Annotated in this window: 31 protein-coding genes and 2 pseudogenes; 18 read left to right on the top strand and 15 right to left on the bottom strand. The window is 60.8% G+C overall.

The window, feature by feature from the left end:
* The 3 genes from HJC00_RS23630 to HJC00_RS23640 form a co-directional block, all read right to left on the bottom strand.
* A partial coding sequence (locus HJC00_RS23630) for a ThuA domain-containing protein (RefSeq protein WP_221164689.1) occupies positions 1-412 on the bottom strand: 412 nt, incomplete at its 3' end.
* Between the two features lie 187 nt (positions 413-599).
* Positions 600-941, bottom strand: a complete 342-nt coding sequence (locus tag HJC00_RS23635) for a multidrug efflux SMR transporter (protein WP_221164690.1) — start codon at positions 939-941, stop codon at positions 600-602.
* 18 nt (positions 942-959) lie between these two features.
* Positions 960-1,523: a TetR/AcrR family transcriptional regulator gene (locus HJC00_RS23640; protein ID WP_221164691.1), complete on the bottom strand. Its 564-nt coding sequence runs from the start codon at positions 1,521-1,523 to the stop codon at positions 960-962.
* Between the two features lie 165 nt (positions 1,524-1,688).
* Here HJC00_RS23640 and HJC00_RS23645 point away from each other — a divergent pair, with 165 nt between their 5' ends.
* The gene (locus tag HJC00_RS23645) at positions 1,689-2,084 is read left to right on the top strand and encodes a group II truncated hemoglobin (RefSeq protein WP_221164692.1); all 396 of its coding nucleotides are present in this window, start codon (positions 1,689-1,691) and stop codon (positions 2,082-2,084) included.
* Positions 2,081-2,452: a DUF423 domain-containing protein gene (locus HJC00_RS23650; protein ID WP_221123482.1), complete on the top strand. Its 372-nt coding sequence runs from the start codon at positions 2,081-2,083 to the stop codon at positions 2,450-2,452. Before HJC00_RS23645 ends, HJC00_RS23650 begins: the two co-directional genes overlap by 4 nt.
* Positions 2,453-2,520: 68 nt before the next feature.
* Here HJC00_RS23650 and HJC00_RS23655 read toward each other — a convergent pair whose 3' ends face one another.
* The 5 genes from HJC00_RS23655 to HJC00_RS23675 all read right to left on the bottom strand — a co-directional run bounded on the left by HJC00_RS23655 (position 2,521) and on the right by HJC00_RS23675 (position 5,426).
* Complete coding sequence (locus HJC00_RS23655; RefSeq protein WP_210630176.1) at positions 2,521-2,835, bottom strand: antibiotic biosynthesis monooxygenase; 315 nt, start codon at positions 2,833-2,835, stop codon at positions 2,521-2,523.
* 9 nt (positions 2,836-2,844) lie between these two features.
* Complete coding sequence (locus HJC00_RS23660; protein ID WP_210630174.1) at positions 2,845-3,114, bottom strand: hypothetical protein; 270 nt, start codon at positions 3,112-3,114, stop codon at positions 2,845-2,847.
* Positions 3,111-3,518, bottom strand: a complete 408-nt coding sequence (locus HJC00_RS23665) for a DUF2325 domain-containing protein (RefSeq protein ID WP_210630173.1) — start codon at positions 3,516-3,518, stop codon at positions 3,111-3,113. Before HJC00_RS23665 ends, HJC00_RS23660 begins: the two co-directional genes overlap by 4 nt.
* Positions 3,519-3,626: 108 nt before the next feature.
* Positions 3,627-4,949, bottom strand: a complete 1,323-nt coding sequence (locus tag HJC00_RS23670; protein ID WP_221164693.1) for an energy transducer TonB — start codon at positions 4,947-4,949, stop codon at positions 3,627-3,629.
* 57 nt (positions 4,950-5,006) lie between these two features.
* Positions 5,007-5,426: a hypothetical protein gene (locus HJC00_RS23675; RefSeq protein WP_221144723.1), complete on the bottom strand. Its 420-nt coding sequence runs from the start codon at positions 5,424-5,426 to the stop codon at positions 5,007-5,009.
* A 176-nt stretch (positions 5,427-5,602) separates the two neighbouring features.
* Here HJC00_RS23675 and HJC00_RS23680 point away from each other — a divergent pair.
* From HJC00_RS23680 to HJC00_RS23695, 4 genes and pseudogenes are all read left to right on the top strand, one after another.
* Positions 5,603-5,701, top strand: a pseudogene (locus tag HJC00_RS23680) (hemin uptake protein HemP); the annotation flags it as partial.
* A pseudogene (locus HJC00_RS23685) lies at positions 5,701-6,204 on the top strand (ATP-binding cassette domain-containing protein); the annotation flags it as partial. The pseudogenes HJC00_RS23680 and HJC00_RS23685, both read left to right, overlap by 1 nt.
* Before the next feature lie 147 nt (positions 6,205-6,351).
* Positions 6,352-6,696 carry a DUF883 family protein gene (locus HJC00_RS23690; RefSeq protein WP_210630167.1) on the top strand — a complete coding sequence of 115 codons (345 nt, stop codon included), beginning with the start codon at positions 6,352-6,354 and terminating at the stop codon, positions 6,694-6,696.
* Positions 6,697-6,705: 9 nt separating this feature from the next.
* Positions 6,706-7,104, top strand: a complete 399-nt coding sequence (locus HJC00_RS23695; RefSeq protein WP_221123487.1) for a hypothetical protein — start codon at positions 6,706-6,708, stop codon at positions 7,102-7,104.
* A gap of 212 nt (positions 7,105-7,316) precedes the next feature.
* On the opposite strand, the gene HJC00_RS23700 is transcribed toward HJC00_RS23695, so the two are convergent.
* Both HJC00_RS23700 and HJC00_RS23705 read right to left on the bottom strand, forming a co-directional pair.
* Positions 7,317-7,874, bottom strand: coding sequence for an RNA polymerase sigma factor (locus HJC00_RS23700; protein WP_011426507.1), 558 nt, complete (start codon positions 7,872-7,874; stop codon positions 7,317-7,319).
* Positions 7,875-7,883: 9 nt separating this feature from the next.
* The gene (locus tag HJC00_RS23705) at positions 7,884-8,090 is read right to left on the bottom strand and encodes a NepR family anti-sigma factor (RefSeq protein ID WP_011426508.1); all 207 of its coding nucleotides are present in this window, start codon (positions 8,088-8,090) and stop codon (positions 7,884-7,886) included.
* 246 nt (positions 8,091-8,336) lie between these two features.
* Here HJC00_RS23705 and HJC00_RS23710 point away from each other — a divergent pair, with 246 nt between their 5' ends.
* The 5 genes from HJC00_RS23710 (at position 8,337) to treZ (ending at position 15,573) form a co-directional block, all read left to right on the top strand.
* Positions 8,337-9,131: a response regulator gene (locus tag HJC00_RS23710; RefSeq protein ID WP_210630163.1), complete on the top strand. Its 795-nt coding sequence runs from the start codon at positions 8,337-8,339 to the stop codon at positions 9,129-9,131.
* A gap of 193 nt (positions 9,132-9,324) precedes the next feature.
* Complete coding sequence (locus HJC00_RS23715) at positions 9,325-10,320, top strand: sensor histidine kinase (protein ID WP_210631574.1); 996 nt, start codon at positions 9,325-9,327, stop codon at positions 10,318-10,320.
* Between the two features lie 413 nt (positions 10,321-10,733).
* A complete protein-coding gene (locus tag HJC00_RS23720) occupies positions 10,734-12,095 on the top strand; it encodes an NAD(P)-dependent oxidoreductase (RefSeq protein ID WP_221164694.1) in 1,362 nt (453 codons plus the stop codon).
* Between the two features lie 15 nt (positions 12,096-12,110).
* Positions 12,111-13,424, top strand: a complete 1,314-nt coding sequence (gene preA, locus HJC00_RS23725; RefSeq protein WP_210630160.1) for an NAD-dependent dihydropyrimidine dehydrogenase subunit PreA — start codon at positions 12,111-12,113, stop codon at positions 13,422-13,424.
* 160 nt (positions 13,425-13,584) lie between these two features.
* Positions 13,585-15,573: a malto-oligosyltrehalose trehalohydrolase gene (gene treZ / locus HJC00_RS23730; protein ID WP_221164695.1), complete on the top strand. Its 1,989-nt coding sequence runs from the start codon at positions 13,585-13,587 to the stop codon at positions 15,571-15,573.
* 65 nt (positions 15,574-15,638) lie between these two features.
* On the opposite strand, the gene HJC00_RS23735 is transcribed toward treZ, so the two are convergent.
* Together HJC00_RS23735 and HJC00_RS23740 are read right to left on the bottom strand one after the other, a co-directional pair.
* On the bottom strand, positions 15,639-16,163 hold the full coding sequence (locus HJC00_RS23735) for a DUF6766 family protein (RefSeq protein WP_311044187.1): 525 nt from the start codon (positions 16,161-16,163) through the stop codon (positions 15,639-15,641).
* On the bottom strand, positions 16,138-16,320 hold the full coding sequence (locus tag HJC00_RS23740; protein ID WP_221144719.1) for a hypothetical protein: 183 nt from the start codon (positions 16,318-16,320) through the stop codon (positions 16,138-16,140). Before HJC00_RS23740 ends, HJC00_RS23735 begins: the two co-directional genes overlap by 26 nt.
* 168 nt (positions 16,321-16,488) lie before the next feature.
* Between HJC00_RS23740 and HJC00_RS33165 the strand changes: the two genes are divergently transcribed.
* Genes HJC00_RS33165 through HJC00_RS33175 form a run of 3 tightly spaced genes read left to right on the top strand, consistent with a single transcriptional unit; the run spans position 16,489 to position 18,160 of the window.
* A complete protein-coding gene (locus HJC00_RS33165) occupies positions 16,489-17,403 on the top strand; it encodes an alpha-amylase family glycosyl hydrolase (RefSeq protein WP_405048796.1) in 915 nt (304 codons plus the stop codon).
* A complete protein-coding gene (locus tag HJC00_RS33170) occupies positions 17,400-18,038 on the top strand; it encodes an alpha-amylase family glycosyl hydrolase (protein WP_405048797.1) in 639 nt (212 codons plus the stop codon). The genes HJC00_RS33165 and HJC00_RS33170 overlap by 4 nt, the downstream gene beginning before the upstream one ends.
* A complete protein-coding gene (locus tag HJC00_RS33175) occupies positions 17,966-18,160 on the top strand; it encodes a hypothetical protein (RefSeq protein WP_405048798.1) in 195 nt (64 codons plus the stop codon). The genes HJC00_RS33170 and HJC00_RS33175 overlap by 73 nt, the downstream gene beginning before the upstream one ends.
* A gap of 96 nt (positions 18,161-18,256) precedes the next feature.
* On the opposite strand, the gene ftrA is transcribed toward HJC00_RS33175, so the two are convergent.
* On the bottom strand, positions 18,257-19,255 hold the full coding sequence (ftrA, locus tag HJC00_RS23750; RefSeq protein WP_210630155.1) for a transcriptional regulator FtrA: 999 nt from the start codon (positions 19,253-19,255) through the stop codon (positions 18,257-18,259).
* Positions 19,256-19,324: 69 nt separating this feature from the next.
* Between ftrA and HJC00_RS23755 the strand changes: the two genes are divergently transcribed.
* Positions 19,325-19,735: a rhodanese-like domain-containing protein gene (locus HJC00_RS23755; RefSeq protein ID WP_210630153.1), complete on the top strand. Its 411-nt coding sequence runs from the start codon at positions 19,325-19,327 to the stop codon at positions 19,733-19,735.
* Positions 19,736-19,774: 39 nt separating this feature from the next.
* Here HJC00_RS23755 and HJC00_RS23760 read toward each other — a convergent pair whose 3' ends face one another.
* Positions 19,775-20,797, bottom strand: a complete 1,023-nt coding sequence (locus HJC00_RS23760) for an NAD(P)-dependent alcohol dehydrogenase (RefSeq protein ID WP_221164696.1) — start codon at positions 20,795-20,797, stop codon at positions 19,775-19,777.
* A 103-nt stretch (positions 20,798-20,900) separates the two neighbouring features.
* Here HJC00_RS23760 and HJC00_RS23765 point away from each other — a divergent pair, with 103 nt between their 5' ends.
* From HJC00_RS23765 to HJC00_RS23775, 3 genes are all read left to right on the top strand, one after another.
* The gene (locus HJC00_RS23765; protein ID WP_210630149.1) at positions 20,901-21,800 is read left to right on the top strand and encodes a LysR family transcriptional regulator; all 900 of its coding nucleotides are present in this window, start codon (positions 20,901-20,903) and stop codon (positions 21,798-21,800) included.
* Between the two features lie 141 nt (positions 21,801-21,941).
* Positions 21,942-22,478: a biliverdin-producing heme oxygenase gene (locus HJC00_RS23770; protein WP_210630148.1), complete on the top strand. Its 537-nt coding sequence runs from the start codon at positions 21,942-21,944 to the stop codon at positions 22,476-22,478.
* The gene (locus HJC00_RS23775) at positions 22,475-25,048 is read left to right on the top strand and encodes an HWE histidine kinase domain-containing protein (protein WP_221164697.1); all 2,574 of its coding nucleotides are present in this window, start codon (positions 22,475-22,477) and stop codon (positions 25,046-25,048) included. The genes HJC00_RS23770 and HJC00_RS23775 overlap by 4 nt, the downstream gene beginning before the upstream one ends.
* Before the next feature lie 5 nt (positions 25,049-25,053).
* Here the strand turns inward: HJC00_RS23775 and HJC00_RS23780 are convergent, their stop codons facing one another.
* Positions 25,054-25,704, bottom strand: a complete 651-nt coding sequence (locus tag HJC00_RS23780) for a TetR family transcriptional regulator C-terminal domain-containing protein (RefSeq protein WP_210630145.1) — start codon at positions 25,702-25,704, stop codon at positions 25,054-25,056.
* Positions 25,705-25,708: the final 4 nt, after the last annotated feature.

A 25,708-nucleotide genomic window follows, 5' to 3' on the forward strand; every position in this document is an offset into this window, starting at 1 on the left:
TCGGATGGCGCGGGTTGATCGTCCACAGCCGCTCGCGCTCGCCCGCCTCGCGCCATTTCAGCGCGCAGGGGGTACCCATCAGCCGCTTGAAGATCTTGGAGAAATGGCCGGAATGCAGCACGAGAAGGCCCATGCCCTCCCAGACGCGCCTGGCGACACGTTCGACGACGACGTCTGAGACCGCACCGTGATCCTTGTGGCCCCACCAGGTCAAGACATCGGTTTCGGCAAGCCGGGCCTCGCTCAGCCCGTGTTCCGGCTCCTGCAGCGTCGCCGTGCTCGCCGAGATGCCGGCATCGGTATTCAGCGCATTGGCGATCGTCGTATGCATGCCTTCAGGGTAGATGCCCCGGACGATCGCATTGGTATTCTCGTGGATGTTTTCACCCCAGACGACGGTGCGTATGGTCATGATGTGCTCCTCTGGAAGCCGGAAGTATCGACAGGCGGGAAATTCAAAGCGCTTTGGAAAAAGGCGCTTGGGTGCGCCTCGATCTCCTCCACGTCCGAGCAACACATATCGCTTTGTCAGGGGTTTGACAAAGGGGAAAATTTCTTCCGTGAGACTCCAGAGGACTTTCTGAAATATAGCAATGAAATCAATGAGAAACGGATTTAGAGAACAGATTGACGACGATGACGCCCGATATGATCAGCCCGAGGCCGACAATGGCCGGCAGGTCGAGGCGCTGCTTGAAGAAGATCAGGCCAACCGAAGAAATCAGCACGATTCCCAAAGCGCTCCAAATTGCATAGGCGATGCCGACGGGAATGCTCTTCAGCGTCAAAGATAGGCAATAGAAGGCCGCGGCATAACACGCGACGACAAGCGCCGTCGGCCCGATGCGCGTAAGCTGTTGCGACAATTGCAGCGCCGTAGTGCCGATGACTTCGAGCACGATGGCTGCAAAGAGCAGCCCGTAGATGGCGGCCTGGCTCATGACGAATTCCTTTTCGCATTACTTTCCCGTGAGCTCGACAAGACGGCTGATGAGATTCAGCCTCAAAGCACTGCTGATGTCATGGCTCTCCAACGTATCGGCGAACCACAGCCCGTCAGCGGCGAAGCGCACGATCTGTGCATCGAGCGAGGAGTCGGTGCCGACATATTCCTCGGCCCGCGCCTGAACCCATTGGCGCCAGCGAAGGCGCAGCCGGGGTTCGGCGAGAAGCGCGATCGTCACCTGCGTCCAACTCCTGGAATCGTCGGGACGGTCCTTGAGACCGGACACCGCATTGAGATAGGCGCGGGTGAAGCGGCCCTGCGGCACGGGATCGCCGCGCATCAGTTCCTCGATATCGGCATCGAACCTTTCGAGCAGGCTCTCGAACAGCGCGTCGAGCAGCGCATTCTTTGTCGGGAAGTGATGCAGCAAGCCGCCCTTGCTGACGCTGGAGGCAGCGGAAACCGCATCGAGCGTCACGGCCGCCATGCCTTCGCTGGCAGCAAGACGCGCGGCGACCTCCAGCAACTGCTGGCGCACGAGAGCGGGTTGCTTCTTGCGATGATGAGCGTTTGCCATGCGAGATAAAGATACCGTCCGGACGGTTTTGTCAAGAAGAATCGGCGTAAGCCCATGCCCCACAGGCACTATGCGCGAAATGCCGCGGCACCTTGATGACAGTTGCGATCGTTTTCCATCGGGTGCATGAAGAGCCGGGGATGAGATAATACCGGGGATGGTTCCGTGACGGAGAAGGTCACCACTCTATATGAAGCGATCGGCGGCGATTCCACCGTGCGGGCGCTGACGCATCGCTTCTACGCGCTGATGGATACGCTGCCGCAGGCAAGCAACGTGCGCGCCGCGCACCCGCCGAGCCTCGAAGGCAGCGAAGAAAAATTCTACGAATACATGAGCGGCTATCTTGGCGGCCCGCCGCTCTATACCGACAAGCGCGGCCATCCGCGCCTGCGCAGCCGCCATTTCGTTGCCGAGATCGGGCCGGTGGAGCGCGACGAATGGCTGCTCTGCTTCCGCCGCGCGCTCGACGAGACGATATCAAGCCAGGCACTGCGCGATCTCATCTGGGCGCCGGTCGAACGCCTCGCCCATCACATGCAAAACAAGGAAGAGTCATGAGCCTCAACGCGCGCCTGGAGCCGGCGCTCTATCTCTTTGCCGGCCTGTTCGGCGCAGCCGGCGTGGCGCTCGCCGCCCTTGCCGCCCATGGCGGGGGCGAGGCAAACCTTGCGGCTTCTGCATCCGCCATGTGCCTTGCGCACGCCCCGGCCCTGCTGGCGTTGGCGCTCGGCATCGCCAGGCTCAAGACCGCCGGGCTGGCCGGTTTTCTGATGATCGTGGGAACACTGTTCTTTGCCGGCGATCTCGTCTCGCTCCGCTTCTCCGGCGCTGGCCTCTTCCCCTATGCCGCGCCGACCGGTGGATGGGCGATGATGCTCGGCTGGCTGGCCGTGGCGGCGGGTGCTGTGTTTCGGGTCAGAGCGTAGAGTCACCCCTTCTCCCCAGCGGGGAGAAGAGGGAGGAGGCGGCACCGGCATTCCGTAAGGGCCAAGCCTTAAATCCCGTCGACCACATTAAAACCCTCAAAAACCGGCGGCCCCTTGTACATCGTCTTGCGGTCCCCGGCATTGCGGTGCGCCGCGCGAAAGTTCTCAGACTTCGTCCAGTTCTGAAAATCGTCTTCGCTCTTCCAGACCGTGTGCGAGGAATAGAGCGTGTAGCCCTCTTCTTCGTTGGCCTTGCCGCGCAGCAGGCGGAATTCGACGAAACCGGGGACCTCGGCGAGGCTGGAATCCCGATTGCGCCAGACCGTCTCGAAATCGCCCTCGGTCCCGGTTACGACCTTGAAGCGGTTCATTGCGATATACATGAAATCTCCTTACGCCTTCTTGGCCGCCTTCGCAGCAGGCGAGGGAAAGGCGAGAACATTATTGCCGTTTGCCGCAGCCGCGCCAAGCGGTCTCGTGGCCGCCTCCCCAGGCATGCGCGCCTCCCAGGTCGGGAACAGTGTCACATTCTGATGGAGCTGCTGGCGTGCGGTGTGCTGCTGGAACAGTTCGTGGAGTTCGGGCACGAGGCCGTCGCCGCTCTGCGCGGCGAGCTTGTGCAGGCCGATCATGGTGAAGCCGTCGAGGCGCTGGTCGTTCATCGGGAAGTGTCTCGTTCGTTCATCGTCTGCAGCGCACGTTCCAGGCTGGACTTGCTGCCGTTTCGAAGCGGGATGAAGGCCTTGCTGAACTTCTTGCAGCCGGTCTTCACGCGCAGGCAGGCATCGTGGCTGATACAGTCGATAGGGCAGAACACGCAGTCGACGGAGGGAAGCAGCGTGTCGATGCGGGAGACCGCCTCGCGCAGGCCGCCATCGTGATGAATGAGCTCGGCGCCGAAATTGCTGGCGATCTGGCGCAGATGCGCCACCTGGCAGTCACGCCCGCCGACATAAAGAAAACTGCGGCCACCCAGTTTGGATCGTCCGTTGGATGCCTGTCCGGCCTCCTCGCCCGCGGTCTCGCGGACCTCCCGGTTCGATCCCTTCTTGCCCTTGCGAGCCATATGCCACCCGTTCGCTGGTTGATCGTCACACGATTCCTGCGTGTGCGGACGGACCTTATTAAACTTGATTTTTGGAGTAAAGTATAAAGTTGATTGTATTTATCATATTTATCGCGGAGTGACCTCAACCGGAAAGGTGTATGTGCGCTGGGATGCCGTCAGGTCATCGGGCATAGCCGGAAGATTGCAGGAAGCTACCCTGGCAAGTGCGGCACGATCCACATCTGGCAAGCTTGACCCGCGGACGATGCCCGACGCTGTGATATCGCCGCCGCGGCTGACGGTGATGCGAACAGTTAAGCTGGCGCGAGCCCTCCGATACCGCGCCTCCATCCGATCGACGCAACGGAACAATCGTGCAACGAGCTTGCCCTTATAGTTGGCTTCCGACGCGGCGCCGGCTCCATTCCCACCGCCCGATGTCCGTGAATTGTTATCGGAATTGGCGTCTGCCTGCCCATCTGCCACACCTCTGCGCGCTTCTTGTTTGGCATCGCCCTCCGAGCCCTGCGCTTTCTTCGGCGGCTGTTTTCTTTCCACCGGCTTCTTTTCCACTGGCTTTTCAAGCTTGGGTCTCGGCGCTGGCGTAACGATTTCTGCCGGCTGTTCCGGCTCGGGAGAGATGGCGGCCGTCTCGACAGGCTTGATCTCTTCCTGCTCGGGCTGCACCGCGGCCGCCACAGGTGGCTCGACAGACATCACCGGAGTGTCCACCGGTTGTTCAGGCACCACCGTTGACATCGGCTGTACGACTGAAGTTTCCGCAGGGGTTTCCGATACAAGAACTTCCGGCTCCGCAGCCGTCACCGTCTCCGCTGACTGACGTGTAATCTCCTGCGCCGGTTGAACAGCTTCGACAGGCTCCGCATCGGTCGGCTGGACGGCCTCCGGCTGCACCTCTGCTGTCTCTACCGGTTTGATCTCATCGGGTTCGACAGCTTCTGGAACGATTTCTTGCTGGATCGTGACATCGGTCTCGCCGGCTGCGCTTTGATCCGCATCAGAACTGCCGAGCATAATGACGCTGATCGCTTCGCCTGCTTCCACCAGTGTCTCGTCAGAAGGCTTGGGCATAACGACAAGCAGCGCCACGGCCAGCGCGACATGGAAGAAGAACGAACCGACACACGTCAGCGCCACCCGCCGCCGCACCGGCTTCTGATCGTCTTCCTGCTTCTCCACCGCCGCATCCATCGGCGGCGCGGAAACGTGAGCGACCGGTTCGGCTTCCGGATGGCCGGGAAAGGAAGAGATCTGTGCTAAATGCGTATAGTGGATCACCGTTTCGCCGGCCGGCTGCCGCTGCGCGTTTCGCAGTTCGGGAAGCTCGTGGCCGGGGTGCATGCCGGGCGTGTTGTCGTTCAGGCTGGTGTCGGCACTCTCCTCCCCGATGAGCACGTGTTCCGATCCGGATTTCGCTGAAATCGCCATTCTTTACGCCTCGGACAGCCGGAAACATGTCCGCCGGGGTTCATCCCCGGCGTCTTCTCATCCTTCGAAAGGAACGGAGATCTGCGAGCGGGTGACGAGACCCTTCATGCATTCGCCGGCGACCGGCCCGTCGCAGACCGGCGTGTCGTTGATGAGGATGCGGGTCACGCTCTCGCATTTGACATTCGGCATGTCGAACTGGCGCACGCGCTTCTTGCCCTGCGGCAGATCGCGGAAGTCGAGAACGGTGATGCGGTCGACGGCATTCTTGTCATTGAAGAAGGCGAGCTCGAAGGAAACCTTGTTGATGGCGGAGGACAGCTTGTTGAGCGCCACGAAGGTCATCATGCAGCCCTTCTGCGAAGGCGCCAGCGCGTTCAGTTCGACATCGAGAGAGGTTGCGGGCGCCGCCTCCTGCGCCTGGACCACGGTTGCAACCACCAAGCCGGCCATTACGGCCGCAACCCCACCCGTCATAATCTTCTCCGCATTGTCGCGAGCCGTCAGCGGACGGCTTCGTATCAGCAATCTCAAAAACTTGACTGCTTTAGTCTCCTATTGCGTCTTTAAAAAACTATGAGTAAGCAAGTCAAGTTAATTGTAAACACAACCGGAGGCCTTCAGATCCCGGTACCACGGAATTGCCTGCCGAAATGATGGTTGAAAAGCCAGACACCTTTAAGCATGTGCCACTGCCCTTAGAGCCTGCGGCGCAGCACCGGATCGTCGAAAGCGCGGATCTTGCCTGCGGCAGCTTGCCGCCGTTGACGGCGTGCTGCCGCAGGCAAGCACCATTTCCTTTCCCTTCACCCTGCGCGAGATCGTCCGCATGGGCCTCACCTTGGGCCTGAACCTGCGCCCCGACAAATCAGATCAGACGGCCGCCGCCGCTCTCGCTTCCGTCGGCCATGTCGGCTTCGAAGGCCGCTTTTACCAAGAGCTTTCGGGCGGCGAACAGCAGCGCGTGCAGCTTGCCCGCGTGCTCTGCCAGATTTCCGAACCGTCGTCGACGGCAAGCCCTGCTGGCTGCTGCTCGACGAGCCGGTCTCCGGTCTGGATATCAGCCACCAGCTGAGCATCGTGACGCTCGCCGGCAATTTCTGCGAACGCGGCGGCGTCATCGCAGTCATGCACGACCTCAACCTGACAGCACTCGTTGCCGACCGGATCGTGCTGATGAAATCCGGCCGGCTCGCCGCCGCCGGCTGATGGCACGCCTTTCGTGCTTGCCCACAGCGCCAGCTCCTGTCCCTGAGCCTGCGCGGGCGGAACTTTTGCCCTGTCAAAACGTTGTCGGCAATGATCTGGGTCAATGCCGGGCGACATCATTCATGCAACGGACGGTGGTGACCCTCGTGCGAAACAGGCGGGCTCGCGCGCGCCCCAGCCAATGGAGACAGCCATGAGCTATTCTATTTTCCAGTCCGGCCGCAGCCGCCGCAACGGCACCTTCCACCATCTCGAATCCGGTATCGAAGAACAGATCGAGGCATTGCGCGACGAGCTCGCTGAATTGACGCGCCTCGTCGGCAAGAACTCGCGCCACCAGAGCGAGAAGATTCGCAGCCAGGCCAACGCTGGCTATGAGGAACTGCTCAGCCGCAGCGAGGATCTGCTGCGCGAACTGCAGCACGGCTATGAGCGCGGAGCCACCGAAATGCGCGAGACGGTGCGCAAACATCCGCTGGCAACTATCGGCGCCGCTGCCGCTTTCGGCTTGGCCATCGCCTTCCTCGCCCGTCGCTGAGGAAGCACGATGCTCTCGATCCTCAGCCTGCTGATGGGCGCAAGCGTGCATCGGACCGTCGCGCGCGTAAAACGCAACAGCATCTTCATCGCGCTTGCCGCGCTCTTCCTCCTCACGGCCTATGCGCTGGCGGTGGCCGCCGGCGCCATTTGGCTCGCCGGCATCTACGGTCCGCTCGCCGCCGTCTTCTTCCTGGCCGTCGGCGCGATGCTGATCGCAATCATCGTGCTGGTGGTGATGTCTATCATCAACGCCCGCGAGGCTCGCCGCGCCCGCGATCGCCGTGCGGCGCTGGAATCTCTGGCGACGGTGGGACTGGGCCTCGTCCGCGCCCAACCGCTGCTCACTGCCGGCGTCCTGGCCGCCATCGTCGCGGCCAATCTTATGGGTTCGAAGCGGGAGGATTAGGGAAGGGCCACAAAGCTTGGCGTGCGATTATCGATGCGGCACCACGCTAACCTCCTTCATTCCTGTCCTCGGGCTTTGACCCGAAGGCAGGAATGAAGGTGGAGAGTTGGTGCCTCGCACAAGCAACCGTTACGCGGATGCGCCGTTTCCCGGCCCCACCGAGGCAAAAGCCGGTGCCCCGAAGAGCAGATCGGCTCCACATGCAACACCTCTCAGAACGCAAAAGCCTTCGAGGTCAGCGGCGCCGAAGTGGCGTCGGGGCCGAAATCGGCCTCGCCTGAAATCTGCAGCAGTTCCTGCAGGCGCTGCCGCGCGCGGTTGACGCGGCTTTTGATAGTGCCGACGGCGCAGCCGCAGATCTCGGCGGCCTCTTCGTACGAAAATCCCGAGGCGCCGACGAGGATGATCGCCTCGCGCTGGTCCGGCGGCAGCTGATCGAGCGCCTTCTTGAAATCCTGCAGATCGAGTGCGCCATACTGGGAGGGATGCATTGCCATCGATTCCGTGAACAGCCCGTCGCTGTCCTGCACCTCGCGGCCGCTCTTGCGCATCTGGCTGTAGAGTTCGTTGCGCAGGATCGTGAAGAGCCAGGCCTTCATATTGGTGCCCATCTCGAAATGGTCCTGCTTGGCCCAGGCCTTCATGATGGTATCCTGGACGAGATCGTCGGCGCGATCGTGCCGTCCGATCAGCGAAATGGCGAAAGCGCGAAGGCTAGGGAGGGCCGCCAGCAATTCCCGCTTGAAGCTGGGTTGCAGTTTCTCTTCCATGCGACGATCCTATTCGGCCATCTTGGCAGAAGCCATCATTTCAGCATGGTCGAGCTTTTCGAGAAGGTCGAGAAAACGATCGGGGATCGCCTCTTCCTGTGCCGCGGCATAGAGCGACCGCAGCTTGACGCCGATCTGGTTGTTCGGGTCCAGAATATCGCTTGCCCGCAGCTCCAGCTTCCGCTGATCCGCCGCCTCTTTATTGCGTGTAGTCATCAACTCGTCTTCTCACCGTTATCTGTTCCAGAGGCGTGCAATCAAGAAATCAACCACCGACACCGACCGTTCCACTATCGATATCGCTGATATTTGCCGCGGCATGGATCAAATGCTACGCCCTTTCTTCGTCGGGTGGGATAATGCGGCGCGACAAAAAAAGTTCCTGCCGTTCCGGAACTTTTTTACCAAGGAAGCGTTAACCGCCCATTGAACCTACGACCGGCCTGCATACGGGAGCCCTTGATGACACTTTCTACTCGAATTGCGCCGCACCTTCCTTATCTGCGTCGCTATTCCCGCGCCCTTACCGGCACTCAGACTTCAGGTGACGCTTACGTCGCCGCCGTTCTCGAAGCCATTATAGCCGACCTGTCGATCTTTCCGGATACCCCAAATGACCGGGTCGCGCTTTACAAACTGTTCACGCAACTGTTTGGTTCCACTGCGGTCCAGATTCCAGAGCCGACCTCCCCTTATGCATGGGAACAGCGCGCCACGCTCAACCTGTCCAAGGTTTCGCCGGGCGCTCGTCAGGCCTTCCTGCTCGCTTCAGTGGAGAATTTCCGCGTTGCAGAAATCGCGGAAATCCTCGAACTCGATGAACAGGATGTCATGCAGTTGCTCGACAAGGCCTCGCAGGAAATCTCCCGTCAGGTCGCAACCGACATCATGATCATCGAGGATGAACCGCTGATCGCCATGGATATAGAGCAAATGGTCGAAAGCCTCGGCCATCGCGTCACCGGCATTGCCCGCACGCATGCCGAAGCCGTAGCGCTCTACAACAAGACGAAGCCGAGCATGGTGCTCGCCGACATCCAGCTTGCCGACGGCAGTTCCGGCATCGACGCAGTCAACGACATCCTCAAGACGTCGAGCGTGCCGGTAATCTTCATCACCGCGTTCCCGGAACGGCTTCTGACGGGTGAGCGCCCCGAACCCACTTTCCTCGTGACCAAACCGTTCAACCCCGACATGGTCAAGGCCCTGATCAGCCAAGCGCTTTTCTTCAATGAATCGACCAAGGTAGCCGCCTGAGACGCAATTTTCCGGTTCTCGGAACCAAACCGCCGAGACAGGCGTTCCGGTGCTACCGGGGTGCCCCGATGACTTTAACGGTTTTTGCAGCGCTTTATTCTAGAGTTGGCAGGCGGTTTCTGGCGGGGCGTTCCGTTCAGCGACGCTCCGAGATGTCACAAGGAAAGGCGGCCGAGTGAATACGACTGAACCATTGTCGGGCACGCCTTTCACCTTCGAAGGCAAAGCCGCAATGATGGAGCGGGCGCTCGGCAGCGCCGGGATTTCGATCCTCTGCCAGGACGCCCGGCTTTCAATCTTCTACGCCGAAAATCTGCCGCCGCATTTCGCAGCGCTTTTGATGCCCGGCGGCAGTGATGCCGCCCTTTTCGGCGATGTCCATGGGCAATATCTGACGGCGCTGAAACGCAAGGTGCTGGAGACCGGCATTCCCAACAATGCCGAGGTCGAAATCGATGTCGACGGCGAAATGCGTACCTATGAATTGAAGATCCAACGCACTGGCGACCGCAGCACGCTTGGACTTCTGTCCGTGATGACGGAGGTCACTGAGAGCCGGCATCGCGAAAAAGTGCTGAAATCGCTGCTGCGTGAGCTATCGCACCGTTCGAAGAACCTTCTCGCCATCATTCAGGGCATTGCGACCCAAACAGCGCGCAACACGCTCTCGCTAGACAGCTTCCTCCTCAAGTTCCGCGGCAGGCTGCAATCGCTTTCCAATTCCCAGGACCTCGTCACGGATTCAAGCTGGCGGGGCGCCTATCTCTTCGAGCTCGCTGAAAAACAGTTCGCTCCCTACTGGCCGGAGACATCAGGCTCCATGCCGATCTACGGCATCAATGCCCATCTGACGCCGAATGCCGCCGTGCATCTCGGCCTCGCCCTCCACGAGCTCATTGTCAACTCCGCTTCCTACGGGGCAATATCAGGCGGCGCCGCCTCAATCACGTTGAACTGCCGCGAGGCGATGATCAACGACAGGAAGGCAATCGAGATCGCCTGGGCCGAAGTGCTGCAGGATCAGTCGGAGGTCCATGAATTCAGCGACAACAGCTTCGGCCGCACCGTGCTGGAGCGTGTCGTGCCCTCGTCTGTCAACGGCAAAGCGGAATTGAGCCTTGTGCCCGGCCGCATCGAATATCGGTTGACCATTCCGGAAACCGAATTCGAGATCTTCAAGCGTGTGTGATAGCCGGAAACGACAGGCCTGTCAGCAACAGAAAAACAGCCGGTGCGAGGGCGGCGCACCGGCTGTCTTCACTCACCGGGAGGGGACCGTGAGTACGTCCGGATAGTGGGTTGGGGGCGCGCATGTTGGGTCGATGCGATCACCATCCGGATATCGCAATAACGGCGAAGCCAGGATTTGGTTCCCTCGCATTCGAAAAAAATCGTCCTTTTTTAATCTTTTTTCTGATGCTCTTCCCTCGCCGCATCTTCAGATAAATCATCGGTCAAAACTGAAGAAATTAAACGTTAAAAAACAGCGATTTACCGGCACTCTCTCCAGGAGGATCCGTCAAAATTTTACCGTTTGATAAATTTTTAAACCTGAGTTACGCTTTCCCTCACAGGCCGTTTACCAATAATGAGGGAACTTCAATGGAACGACTGGAAACCGGGATTCATGCTGGCCGGCTTTCGCCCGCCGAGTATGACGCTAATTTTTCCGATCTGCATCCGCGCCTCGACAATCATGAGGCGCTGGTCGCCGCCGACCGCTGTTATTTCTGTTATGACGCGCCGTGTATGACAGCCTGTCCCACCTCGATCGACATTCCGCTCTTCATTCGCCAGATTTCGACCGGCAATGCGCTCGGCTCGGCAAAGACGATCTTCGACCAGAACATCCTCGGCGGCATGTGCGCCCGCGTCTGTCCCACCGAAGAGTTGTGCGAGCAGGCCTGCGTGCGCAATACGGCCGAGGAACGGCCCGTCGAAATCGGCCGCCTGCAGCGTTATGCGACCGATGCCGCCATGCAGGCCGGGAAACAGTTTTATATCAGGGCAGAGGCGAGCGACAAAAGGATTGCCGTCGTCGGCGCCGGCCCGGCAGGCCTTGCCGCCGCACATCGCCTGGCCGTGAAGGGTCATTCCGTCACGATTTACGACGGCAGGGAAAAATCCGGCGGCCTCAACGAATACGGCATCGCCACCTATAAAACAGTAGACGATTTCGCCCAGCGGGAAGTCGATTACATCATGTCGATCGGCGGCATCGAGGTTAAGCAAGGCGCCCTCCTCGGCCGCGATTTTTCGCTTTCCGATCTGCAGGCGCAATATGACGCCGTCTTCCTCGGCATCGGCCTTGCCGGCGTCAACGCCCTGCGCATTGAGGGCGAAAACCTAGCCGGCGTCGACGACGCCGTCGATTTCATCGCCGCCCTTCGCCAGGCTGACGACAAGAGCGACATTGCCATCGGCCGCCGGGTCGTCGTGCTCGGCGGCGGGATGACGGCGATCGACGCTGCCGTGCAGGCAAAGCTGCTCGGCGCCGAGGAAGTGACGATCTGTTATCGCCGTGGCAAGGAGCACATGAACGCCTCGGAATACGAGCAGGATCTGGCCAGTTCCAAGGGCGTCATCATCCGCCACTGGCTGGCGCCGAAATCGATCCTGTCGCAGGACGGCAAAGTTGCCGCGATCGAAGTGGAATATACCAAAATCCTCGAAGGCCGCCTCGTCGGCACCGGCGAGACCGGCGTGATTGCCGCCGACCAGATCTTCAAGGCGATCGGCCAGACCTTTGATGCCGCGGGCCTCGGTTCGCTGCGCATGGAGTCCGGCCGCATTGCCGTCGACGCCGAAGGCCGCACCTCGCTCGACGGCGTCTGGGCCGGCGGCGACTGCGTCTTTGGCGGCGAGGATCTCACGGTTTCCGCCGTCGCCCACGGCCGCGACGCGGCTGAATCCATCCATCGCGCCCTCTCCGCAACAGCCGTTCCGGCTGTCGCGGTTGCTTGAAGGGGAGAATGAACAATGGCTGATCTCCGCAACAATTTCGTCGGCATCAAATCCCCGAACCCGTTCTGGCTGGCCTCCGCGCCGCCGACCGACAAGGCCTATAACGTCGAGCGCGCCTTCAAGGCCGGTTGGGGCGGCGTGGTCTGGAAGACGCTCGGCGAGGAAGGCCCGCCCGTCGTCAACGTCAACGGCCCCCGCTATGGCGCGATCTTTGGCGCCGACCGCCGCCTGCTGGGACTCAACAATATCGAGCTCATCACCGACCGCGACCTCTACACCAACCTGCGTGAGATGAAGCAGGTGAAGATGAACTGGCCGGATCGGGCGCTGATCGCCTCGATCATGGTGCCCTGCGAGGAACAGGCCTGGAAGGCGATCCTGCCGCTGGTCGAAGAGACCGGCGCCGACGGTATCGAACTCAATTTCGGCTGTCCGCACGGCATGTCGGAGCGCGGCATGGGCTCGGCCGTCGGCCAGGTGCCGGAATATATCGAGATGGTCGTGCGCTGGTGCAAGCAGTACACCCGCATGCCCGTCATCACCAAACTGACGCCCAATATCACCGATATCCGCCGTCCCGCCCGCGCCGCCAAGGCCGGCGGCACCGACGCCGTTTCGCTGATCAATACGATCAACTCGATTGTGTCAGTCGATCTCGACAACTTCGCCCCCAACCCGACGGTCGGTGGCAAGGGCAGCCATGGCGGCTATTGCGGCCCGGCGGTCAAGCCGATCGCCCTCAACATGGTGGCCGAGATCGCCCGTGATCCGGAAACCTATGGCCTGCCCATCTCCGGCATCGGCGGCATCACTACCTGGCGGGACGCAGCCGAATTCCTCGTTCTCGGCGCCGGCAACGTCCAGGTCTGCACCGCGGCGATGACCTATGGCTTCAAGATCGTGCAGGAGATGATAACGGGTCTCTCCGACTGGATGGACGAAAAGGGCCATCGTAGCCTCGACGACATTACCGGCCGCGCCGTGCCCAACGTCACCGATTGGCAATATCTGAACCTCAACTATGTCGCCAAGGCGAAGATCGACCAGGACGCCTGCATCAAATGCGGCCGCTGCCATATCGCCTGCGAGGACACCTCGCACCAGGCAATTACCAATGTCGTCAACGGTCTGCGTCATTTCGAGGTGATCGAAGAGGAATGCGTCGGGTGCAATCTCTGCGTCAACGTCTGCCCGGTCGAGAACTGCATCACCATGGAACCGCTTGCTGCCGGTACCCTCGACAAGCGCACCGGCCGCGTCGTCGATCCGAACTACGCCAATTGGACGACCCACCCGAATAATCCGATGGCCCGCCAAGCGGCGGAGTGACTGCTTCGCGACGCCGCGGACAAGTTCGGTCCGCGGCGTTGCGCTGTATTGCAAATGCGGATTTTGGGCCTGATGGGCGGCCCCGAAAGGTGGCGGAAAGCAATTCCGGGAACATCATGAGGCTGCCGAAGTTAGCGCAGGCGATCTCCACGAGAGAGCCATGCACGACCACTCAAACAGCGAAAAGTCGAAACCGGTGTCCCCCAGTTCGAGCCGACGCCTCCCGATCGGAGCGGAGGTTGATGCTGGCGGCGTTTCGTTCCGACTATGGGCCCCTGCCAGAGAACGCTGTTTCGCCGTCATCGAGGAAAATTCCGAATACGAGATGCCGGCGGAGGACGACGGCTACTTCTGCCTCTATCTGCCCGGCCTGGCTGCAGGGACGCGATACCGGTTTCACTTTGGGGATGCAGGTGATCTTCTTGCCGATCCTGCCTCGCGTTTTCAGCCGAAGGGTCCATCCGGGCCGTCAGTTGTCGTGGATCCGGCGCAGTATCAGTGGAATGACCACGATTGGCAGGGAATCCGCGCCTCCGGAGCTGCTCTCTATGAGATGCACATCGGCACCTTCACAAGGGACGGCACCTTTGCGGCAGCCCGGGAAAAACTGGCAAGACTTCGGTCGATTGGCATCAACTGCCTGGAAGTAATGCCGATCAACGAGTTTGAAGGCGAGTTCGGCTGGGGTTACGACGGCACGTTGCTCTATGCTCCCACCCGGCTCTATGGACCACCGGATGATGTGCGCGCCTTCGTCGACGAAGCCCACCGGATCGGCATGGGGGTGATCCTCGACGTGGTCTACAATCACTTCGGTAAAGGCGAGCGTTTTTGCGAATTCACACCAGACTATTTCACCGAGCGTTACTCGAACGAATGGGGCAAGTCGATCAACTTCGATGGTGCGAACAGCCGTGGCGTTCGCGAATATGTCGCAAAGAACGCGGCCTATTGGATCGACGAATTTCATTTTGATGGATTGCGCATCGATGCAACGCAGGCCTTGTTCGACTCAAGCCGCGAACACATCGTCACGGTCATCGCCAGGGAAGCTCGCGCATCAGCGAGACAGCGTCAAATCTATCTCGTCAGCGAAAATGAGCCGCAACAAACCAATATGGTGCGGCCGGCTGAGGTGGGAGGGCATGGGCTGGACGCCTTGTGGAATGAGGATTTCCACCGCTCCGCGACAGTGGCGCTGACGGGCCGCAATGAAGCCTATTATCATGATCATCGCGGTACGGCTCAGGAACTCGTTTCTGCCGCCAAGTATGGCTGCCTGTTTCAGGGACAAAGATATGATTGGCAGGATCGGCCGCGGGGAGCCGCCGGGCTCGACCTCAAACCGTGGAATTTCGTACATTTTCTCCAAAATCACGATCAAGTCGCCAACTCCGGCATAGGAGCCAGAATCGGCCACATAACGTCTCCGGCACGACTTCGAGCCCTGACGGCGCTCCAGTTGCTGGGGCCGCAGACGCCCATGCTCTTTCAGGGACAGGAGTTTGGTTCCTCTTCTCCGTTCTATTATTTCGCCGATCACGACGGAGAAATTGCCGACATCGTACGGCAGGGACGGCGTAGTTTTATCAGCCAATTCCCGAACCTGAGGGATGAAGAACTCATTAGACACATGGCTGATCCATGTGCTCGCGCGACGTTCGACAAGGTGAAGCTTGATTGGGCCGAATGGGAGAGGAACGCGGCGATCGTTCAGCTTCATCGCGACCTGCTGAATCTGCGTCAGACAGATAAGGCATTTTCTCGCCAGGCGTGCGCCCGTGACGGCCAGTTGGACGGCAGTCTCTTGTCCAGCACCGCCTTCCTCCTGAGGTTCTTCGCGGAAAAACCGTCTGATGAGAGATTATTGCTGATCAACTTCGGCAATGATCTCGTGGTCGACAGTCTGCCGGATCCGCTTTTTGCTTCACCGCAAGGTCATCAATGGTGTCTCTCGTGGTCGAGTGAAGATCCCTCATATGGTGGCAGCGGACGCCGGCCCTATGATTTCCAGAAGCGTTGGGTCTTGAACGGAGATATCGCTTTGGTCCTCGCACCTGTAAAAGTCGGGAACCGGCGAAACGCCTCAGGAGTACCCGTGAAGCGCTGGCAAGCCGGCATTTCGCGAGCAGAAGACGCCGGCCTCTGATCCAATACCTCGCATAACCGTCCCATGAAGCGGGGCTTATCGGCAGCTGCGCTTCATAGGCCAGTTCAGGTGGCGCCGCCGATCCTCTCAGGCCCCCTGCGCGTTTCCAGGTCGTGGGCGTATGGTCCCGCATGTCCACCGGTTCTCATGAAGTGCTTATCAATTTCGGCGATGCTCGCTTCAGCCCTTTCTCCGGCATTTAATCGGATCAGAGCGTCCAGTTTCGCTTCCGCGCGGTCATCATTTTCCTTCGAAGACGGAGATCCGATGTAGAGAAAGTAGGCAAGACCGACGACCTGCCAGAGCAGTTGCAGGAATTCGGACTGCCAATTTTCAAAGGTGTCTCTGCCCATCTCCATGAGATAGGCATCGATATCAGCGGCTTGACCGTGGCTCTGCTGCTCCCCGACAAAAGCAAACCAGCCAAATAACCAATGGCCGGCGAGCGAAAACAGAAAGAAGCCGACGGTGATCCAGGCGTAGGCGTATTTCTTGAAAATGATACCTCCTTTGGACAGGCAACTGGTGCGCAGAGTGCGAGAGCAGCCGCATTTGAGGTCCTCATCAGCTGATCCTGGCCTGTCCTTCACGTTCCCCCGTATTGCGAGATGCAGCAGCCGTCGCCCCGGACCTGAAAGCGGGCAGCACCTCATGTCCGTAGACTTCGATGATTTCGCGCTGATTGCGCCCGACATTGTGGATGTGGATCACCGCGCCCTCATACCAGCTGCTGATTCGGTTCGGCACCGCGACGGTCTCCCGTTAAATCTCTCTTGCACACCTTCTAACGGTCCCCGAAGGAGGGGGTTCCAGGTCCACCGAGGCCGCGGGAAACCGGATGAAGGTCCGGCCCGGTGGAACCCGCGGGCGTCATCGGTGTTCTCCCAAGATCCCAAACAAGTAGGAAAGCCTCCGATGGATCAGTCCACGACATCGCTGGGAGGTCCCGTGCGATCACCTCTCCAACCGAAATGGTGGCATACGGCAACTGTCTACCAAGTCTATCCGCGCAGCTTCTGCGACTCGAACGGAGATGGCATCGGCGATCTTCCCGGCGTCACCGCAAAGCTCGATTACCTGAAGAAGCTCGGGATCGACATCATCTGGCTGTCGCCGATCTACAAGTCGCCGATGGACGACAATGGTTACGACATATCCGACTATCGGGACATCGCCCCCGAGTTTGGCACGCTCGCAGATTTTGACCAGTTGGTGGCTGAGGCGAAAGACCGGGGGATCGGCATCATGCTCGACCTCGTCGTCAACCACACCTCCGACGAGCATCCGTGGTTTCTTCAATCCCGCCAAGACCTCGACAATCCATTCCGCGACTTCTACATCTGGCGCAAGCCCGCCCCGGACGGAGGACCGCCAAACAGATTAAAATCCTCCTTCGGCGGGCCGGCATGGACGCTCGATCCCGCCACCGGCGAATACTACCTGCACATGTTTTCCCGCCGCCAGCCGGACCTCAATTGGGAGAACGAGAGGGTACGGGCGGAAATCTATGACATGATGAACTGGTGGCTCGAGCGCGGCATTGCCGGCTTCCGCATGGATGTCATCGACTATATCGGCAAGCAGGTGGATCAGGAACTCGTCAAGGACGGACCACATCTGCACGATTATCTGCAGGAGATGAATGCCAGGACCTTCGGCAACAGCGATATCCTGACCGTCGGCGAAGCCTGGAGCGCCACGCCCGGCGCGGCCCTTCTCTATTCCGGGCGTGAACGCCGGGAACTGTCGATGATCTTCCAGTTCGAGCACGTCACCCAGCAATGGGACGCGGTTTATGGCAAACGGCGCCCGAGCCGTTCGACCTCGTGAATCTCAAGACCGTGCTCAGCAAGTGGCAGCTTGCTCTATCCGAAGATGGGTGGAATTCGCTCTTCTGGGGCAATCACGATCTGCCGCGCGCCGTTTCGCGCTACGGCAATGTCAGCGGCTATCACGTCGAGTCGGCGAAGATGCTGGCGACCGTGTTGCATCTCCTGAAAGGCACGCCTTTCGTCTATCAGGGCGAGGAGATCGGCATGACGAACGTCCCCTTCACCTCGATCGAACAGTATCGCGATATCGAAACCATCAACATGCACAGGCTGCACGTGGAGGCCGGCCTTTCACCGGAGGAATTCATCCGCGGAGCAAACGAGAACGGCCGCGATAACGCCCGCACACCGATGCAATGGAGTGCTGCCCCCTATGGCGGCTTTTCCACAGGCGCCCCCTGGATCGAGGTCAATCCCAATTACCCGAAGGTCAACGCCGAAGCCGCCATCAAGGACGAAAAGTCGATCTGGAACCATTATCGCAAGCTGATCGCTCTCCCCACCCTGCCATTGTCTATGGGGAGTACCGGTCCTGGCTCGACCAACACCCCGATGTCTTCGTGTATACCCGCACGCTCGACAGGAGCTGGATCATTGTCGTCGCCAATTTCACGCCGCGCGAAATTGCGGTAAGTCTGCCGACAGAGCTGGCGATCCATGGAGAATGCCTGATCTGCAATTATGAACCGGTGCACACGATCGGCGAAACCGTTGAGCTCAAGCCGTACGAAACCTTCGCGATAGAATGTAAGTGAAGCTCTCGGACCAGCCTGTTAAACAACCGACGGGTTGACGGCCGTCGGCGATATCGAACGCGTTGAAAAGTTGGACCCTATGTCGGCATAACGCGCTCAGCCGCCAAATGACTTCCGATAGGCATTCGGGCTCGTGCCCAGCCGCTTGCGGAAGTGGTGCCGCATCGTCGCCAAGGTGCCGAAGCCGCTGGATATCGCGATGTCGTCGAGCGATACGGCAAGCTCTCTTTCAAGAAGGTCGCGCGCATGGCGCAGCCGCTCCTTCAGCAGCCATTCGCCGACGCTGAGACCTGTCGTCGCTTCGAAGCGGCGCTGGAAAGTGCGAACGCTCATGCCAGCCCTTTTGGCGAGCAGACTGATCGGCTGCTCCACGGCAAGGCTTTGACGCATCCATTCGATCAGCGGGCTGAGGCGTATGCCCTCACGTTCCTGCGGAATCGGCGCGCCGATGAACTGTGCCTGCCCACCTTCGCGGTGCGGCGGCACGATGAGGCGGCGGGCGACGCTGTTTGCCGCCTCCGAGCCGAAATCGCCGCGCACGACATGCAGGCAGAGATCGATGCCGGCCGCGCTGCCGGCCGCTGTCAGCAGGCTGCCCTCATCGATGTAGAGTACATCCGCGTCGAGCGTGATGTCAGGATAACGCGCTGCGATCGTGGCGACATAGCGCCAATGCGTTGTCGCCCTGCGGTTGGCAAGCAACCCGGACGCGGCAAGAACCGCAACTCCGGAACAGAGCGACATGATGCGCGCGCCGCGCTGGTGCGCTGCCTTGAGAGCGGCGGAAAGCGGTTCCGGCACCGGCGCATCGATTGACCGCCAGCCGGGCACGACGATCAGGTCCGCCGCATCGAGCACTTCCAGCCCCTTGTCGACCGCGACCGTCAATCCGCCGGCGGCGCGAAGCGGCCCCGGCTCGATACCGCAGACGGAGAAGCGATACCACCCCTCGCCCATCTCGGGACGCGGCAGGCCGAAGACCTCATAGGCTATCCCGAATTCGAAGGTGCAGAGCCCGTCATAGGCAAGTACGGCGACCAGCGGTCCGTTCCGCCGCGGAGATGTGTTTGGCATGATCTTTACGCTGACAGTCATGTTGGCCAATTTCGCAAATCTCTAGCATCGGCGATACCAGGCGGCAATTCCAACTAGAAGGAAAAACAAATGCCGAGTTCCGTCTCCGAAATCCCCGCTGCCGCACCCGATCTTGCTGTCGCCCACTATGCCGCCAAGCTCGCCTTCGAAACCGACTGCTCGGATGTCCGCGCTGCCTTTACCGCCGGCAAGGTCGATTTCGTTCTCCTCGACGTGCGCTCGCCGGCGCTGTTTGCGCAGTCGCATGTGCCTGGCGCGGTTAACCTGCCGCACGGCAAGATGACCGCCCACCGCATGTCGGGATGGGCCAGCGATACGCTCTTCGTCGTCTATTGCGCCGGTCCTCACTGCAACGGCGCCGACAAGGCCGCTTTCCGCCTCGCCAAGCTCGGCCTCCGGGCCAAGCTGATGATCGGCGGCATGACCGGCTGGGCCGACGAGGGCTTCGCCTTCGAAAGCCAAGCCGCCGCTGCCGAATAGGGTATCGCTCCCCTTCGCGATGCGAGGGGAGCGCATCTCTCAAAACTTAATGACGATCTTGCCGAAGGGACCTCGATAGAGATGATCGAGCGCCTGCGGCAGCTCCTCGAAGCCATAATGCCTGTCGATAACAGGCTTCAGCCTGATCTGGTCGACGGCGCGCACCAGATCCTCCAGCGCCCTGCGGTGACCGACCGTAATTCCCTGCATGACGGGCGCCTTGAGAAGCAGCGGCGCCACCGGCGCCGAGATCTCGAAACCCTCGAAGACGCCGATCACCGAAATGCGTCCGTTAACCGCCACAGCCTTCAGCGCCTGGCCGAGATGCGGTCCGCCGACGATTTCGAGCACGTGGTCGGCGCCGTAATCGCCGGTCAGTTGATGGAACTGCTCCACCCAGTCGCGCTCATGCCGGTTGATCAGGTGATCGGCGCCAAGCGCCAGCGCCCGGTCGAGCTTTTCGCTGCTGCCCGATGTGATGAAGACCTCGGCGCCATGTGCCTTGGCAATCTGCAGGCCGAAGAGCGCCACGCCGCCGGTTCCCTGTACCAGCACTTTGTCGCCGGCCTTGAGCTTGCCGCATTCGATCAGCGCGAACCATGCCGTCAACCCGGCGCAGGGCAGCGTGCTCGCTTCGGCGGCATCGAGCGTTTTCGGCGCAAGTGTGAACCACTCTTCGGAAAACACGGTGTGTTCGCTCAGCACGCCGGGATAGAAGCCGCCGCGCGTCTGGTAAGACGGATTGCGCGCAGTGCCCGGCCCGCGTCCGTCGATCCAATCCGGGGAAAAGGTGGAGATAACTCGATCGCCGGGTTTGAAGCGTGTGACATCCGGGCCGACGGCCTCGACCTCGCCTGCCATGTCCGAGGCCGGTACGAAGGGAAACTGCAGCGGCAGTCCCATGCCGCTCTCGAGCACCAGCCTGTCGCGGAAATTGAGGGAGACCGCCTGCGTCCGCACCCGGATCATCGTGCCGGACACGTCGGGAATTCTCGCTTCACCAATCTTCAGATTGGCCTCCGCCCCAATGGCGTCGGTTTGCCACTGCCTTGTCGTCTGCATCTTTCTGCTCCTTCTCGATTGGAGGAGTAGCAGATATATCGTTGAATATTGATCGCCTGTTGCGATATAAAATCGTCAAACTGGTGCCGCAAAGGAAACAACGATGGAGCAGTTGAAGGGGATTTCGATCTTCGTCCAGACGGTCGAAGCCGGCGGATTCTCCGCCGCCGCCGAACGGCTTCACCTCACCCGCTCGGCAGTCAGCAAGACAATCGCAAGGCTCGAACAGCGACTCGGCGTCCGGCTCTTCAACCGCACGACCCGGACCCAGAGTCTCACCGACGAGGGCCGGTTCTTCTATGAGCGGTGCCTGAGAGCCATCGAGGAAATCCGGATCGGTGAGGCCCAGCTTGAGTCGGGCAGGCGCGAGGTCCGCGGCAGGCTGCGGGTATCGATGCCGGCACTGTTCGGGCGCCATTGCGCCGCGCCGATCCTGACCCGCCTGCTCGATGACCACCCCGATCTCGAACTGGACTTATCCTTCAGCGATCGGGTCGTCGATCTCTCGGAGGACGGCTTCGACCTTGCCGTCCGCAACGGTCCTCTGAAGGACAATCCCGACCTGATGGCGCGCACGATCGCCCGGCAAACAATGACGGTCTGCGCCTCGCCCGCTTATCTCGAAACCTATGGCGTGCCGCAAACGCTCGACGATCTCGCCCGTCATCATGGTATCGTCTATCGCAGGGGTGATAATGACAAGGCCTGGACCTTCCCGGCTCCGGCCGGGCCCCCACGCGAAGTTCTGCCGACATCGCGGTTACGGCTCGACGATCTCGCCTCGATCGCAGACGCCGCGGTTGAAGGCCGCGGGCTTGCCTGGCTGACCTGCTGGCTGGTGCGGGACAGGGTCCTCTCAGGTGAACTCGTGCGGGTTCTGACCGATACGCCATCCACCATATTTGAAGCCTATGCCGTCTGGCCGCGATCGCCGGTGATGCTGCCGAAAGTGCGTCTTGCCATCGATACGCTGGCCGCGGAACTGCCGGCGATCATGAGCTGAATCTCACCAAATCGAGCCGGAGGCGAAGCCCATGTTTTTCTATAGGTTTCTCTGGAAATGCCGAGACGCTGCAATATATCGCTAGTTCGTCGCTCTCGCATTCGCAGCATCCTCTGCCACTTCACTCAGAACACGGTCCGTATGTCACTTCGAAGCGTGCTCCGCGCAGAAACAGCAGATTGCCACGCCAAAGTCGATAAGCTCTTCGGCATTTTCGACCTCTCCAGCAGAGAGCAGTACAGGACATTCCTGCGCGCGCACGCCCGCATCATACCGGCAGCCGAACATGCGCTCGAGGAAGCCGGAGTCGTTCGCCTGCTGCCCGATTGGCCGGAAAGAAGGCGCGCGCAGCTGCTGTTTGCCGACATCGGCGAACTCGGCGACCGGTTGCCCAAGCGCCTTCCGCCACCGCCATTGCAGGGCGACGCGGCGCTCTGGGGCGCCCTCTACGTCCTTGAAGGCTCCAAGCTCGGCGGCGCCATGCTCGCCAGGTCCGTGCCCGATCACCTGCCCAGCAGCTATCTCACGCCGCAGGGGTCCAAGGGCGCTACTAGGGTCTTCATGGATCGTCTCGATGCAAGCAGCGTCGACGTTCCCGCCGCCACCATTTCGGCGGCCCGCATGCTCTTCGAACTTTTCCTCAGAGCCGGCCAACTCGAACTGGAAGCCGTCGCATGAGCAGCGTGCGCCAACCCGTCGATCTCACCAATTGCGATCGTGAGCCCATCCATCAGCTCGGCGCCATCCAGCCGTTCGGTTTCCTCCTGGCGATATCGCTCGATTGGATGGTCACGCGGGCCTCGGCGAATCTTGCGGAATTTCTCGGGGTGGAACACACCGACGCGCTCGGTCGTCCCGTCTCGTCGCTGATCTTGCCCGAGGCGGTCCACACGATCCGCAACAAGCTGACCACCATACGCAGCTCCGATGTCGTCGAGCGCATTTTCGACATTACCCTGCTGCCTGAGGAGTCCCGCTTCGACCTCGCCGTCCACCTGCAAGAAAATCTGGTCATCCTTGAAGGCGAGCGCAGCCAGCAAGACAAGCACAACGCCCCGTCGCTCTCCATGCGCAGCATGATCTCCCGCCTCGATCAAACTGAGACGCTGGAAGCCTTCTTCCGCGAGGGCGCGAGGCAGGCACGCGCGCTTACCGGCTTCGACCGGGTCATGGTCTATCGCTTCGATGAAGGCGGCTCGGGCGAGGTCGTGGCGGAAGCCGCCCGCAGCGGCATTGGCTCGTTTCTTGGGTTGCACTATCCGGCCTCCGACATTCCGGTGCAGGCGCGCGCCCTTTATCTGCGCAATCTGTTTCGCATCATCGCCGATGTGGACGCGGTGCCCGTGCCGGTTCTCCCGCAATTGGACGAAGAGGGCCAGCCGCTCGATCTCTCTATGTCGGTGCTGCGCTCGGTCTCGCCGATCCACATCGAATATCTGAAGAACATGGGGGTCGGTGCGTCGCTCTCCATATCGATCGTCGTGGACGGCAAGCTCTGGGGCCTGTTTGCCTGCCATCACTACGGTCCGCGTCTGCCGTCGGCGCAAAGCCGCTCCACCGCCGAACTCTTCGGCCAAATGTTCGCTTCGCGCCTGGAAAGCCGCGAGCGGCGGCTGGCGCTCGACTACGAGACCAAGGCGCGCCGCATCGCCGACCGGCTTCTCACTTCCGTCGCCGACAATGCCAGCCTGCTCGACGATCCGGCCTGGCTGATCGAGGCGCTCGCCGACGCCGTTCCCGCCGACGGGATCGGCGTCTGGATCAACGGCCGGATGGCGCTTGCCGGGATCGGGCCGGATGAGAGAGGCTTTTCGGCCCTCGTCCGCCACCTCAACCGCAACGCCAGCGGGCGCATCTATGCGGTGGACAGGCTTGGCGAAACCTATCCGGATCTTGAGATCGACGATGCGGTGGCAGGCATGCTCGCCATACCGATCTCGCGTTCGCCGCGCGATTACGTCGTGCTGTTCCGTCAGGAATTGGTGCGCACCGTTCGCTGGGGCGGCGACCCGCACAAGCCAGTGGAATACGGCCCCAACGGTCCGCGGCTGACGCCGCGCAAGAGTTTCGAAGCCTGGTCCGAACTGGTGCGCGGCCGCTCCCTGCCCTTTACCGAGGCCGAGCGCCGGGTCGCTGAAACCATCCGCGTCACGTTAATCGAGGTGGTGCTGCGTCTGACCGACGAGGCCAGCATGGCCCGCCAGGTGGCGAACGAGCGGCAGGAACTGCTGATCGCCGAACTCAACCACCGCGTCCGCAACATATTGAGCCTGATCACCGGCATCATCCGGCAGTCGCAGACGACGTCGGTCGGCCTCGGCGATTATGTCCGTCAGCTCGAGGGCCGCATTCAGTCGCTCGCCCGCGCCCATGACCAGATCACGAGGGATCACTGGGCACCCGCTTCGCTGCGGCAATTGTTGTCGGCTGAAACCGCGGCCTACCTCGGAAAGAACGCGCAACGCTTCCGGATAAGCGGCGAAGACGTCCTCCTAGAGCCCCAGGCTTTTACCATCGTCGCCTTGGTCTTCCATGAGCTGATGACCAACAGCGCCAAATACGGCAGCCTCTCCGGCGCCGGCAGCGGCACCGTCGAGCTCGGCTGGCATCGCGATGATGAAGGCAGTCTACGCATCGGCTGGCGCGAAAAGGACGGCCCGCCCGTCGCCGAGCCGGAGCGTCACGGATTCGGCTCGACGATCATCCGGCGCTCCATTCCCTATGACCTCGGCGGCAAGGCCGAAATCCGCTACATCAAGGAAGGGCTGGAGGCGGATTTTTCGATACCGGCCCGCTACGTGAGCGATGTCGACCAGAGTCTATTGCCCCAGGCGACGGCTGCCGGCGTTGCGGAACGCAAGACTGTTCCCGCTGACCGGGAGCCGCTCTCCGGCTTGAAGATCCTGCTGGTGGAAAACAACCTGATCATCGCCATGGATGGCGAGGATATCCTGCGCCGCCTCGGTGCCGAAGTGACGACGGCGCCCAGCGTCGCCGAGGCGATGGAGATCCTGGCCGGCCGGTCCTTCGATTTCGCGCTTCTCGATGTCAATCTGGGAGACGAGACGAGTTTCGGGATTGCCGACCGATTGGCAGCCGCAGGCGTGCCCTTCGTTTTTGCCACGGGTTATGGCGAAGGCATCGCCCAAGCCAACACCCACTCGGGCGCGCCGGTATTGCAGAAGCCCTATACGACCGAAGGCATCACGGATCTTCTTGCCCGGGTGCAGCTTCCGAAGGGAGGGTGAAACGGTCAAGTTCTTGCAGTATCCGGCCGCAGCCCGCCGATGAAAAGCTGTTCCAAAAACCGCGCCGCATCCTCGAAGCGCCCCTCGCCGGCGTGCTCCTGCCCCAGCACGGCGCGCACCTGGACGTCGAAGTCCGCATAATGCTGCGTCGTCGACCAGATCGAAAAGATCAGGTGGTAGGGATCACACTCGACGATCTTGCCTGATTTCGTCCAGGCGCGGATGACCTCCGCCTTCTCGTCGACCAATTCCTTCAGTGGCCCCTTCAGCTCGTCCTCGATATGGGGGGCACCCTGCAGCACTTCGTTGGCGAAAAGCCTGCTCTCGCGCGGAAAATCGCGCGCCATCTCAAGCTTGCGCCGGATGTAGCTGCGGATTTCTTCCTCCGGATTGCCCTCGGCGTCGAAGGCGCGCAGCGGCTCCAGCCAGGTGTAGAGCACCCGATCGATCAGCGCCCGGTGCATGGCTTCCTTGGTGCGGAAATAATAGAGCAGATTGGGCTTCGACATGCCGGCCACTTCGGCGATCTGATCGATCGTCGAGCCGCGAAAGCCGCGGGCCGAGAAGACATCGAGCGCCGCCTCCAGAATCTGCTCTTCCTTCTCCTCCTGGATTCGCGTCCGCCGCAAGGTCTTCGCTGCTCTCGGAATAGCCATAGGC

It is taken from the genome of Rhizobium sp. NLR22b (assembly GCF_019685295.1).
In the GTDB taxonomy this organism is placed as follows: domain Bacteria; phylum Pseudomonadota; class Alphaproteobacteria; order Rhizobiales; family Rhizobiaceae; genus Rhizobium.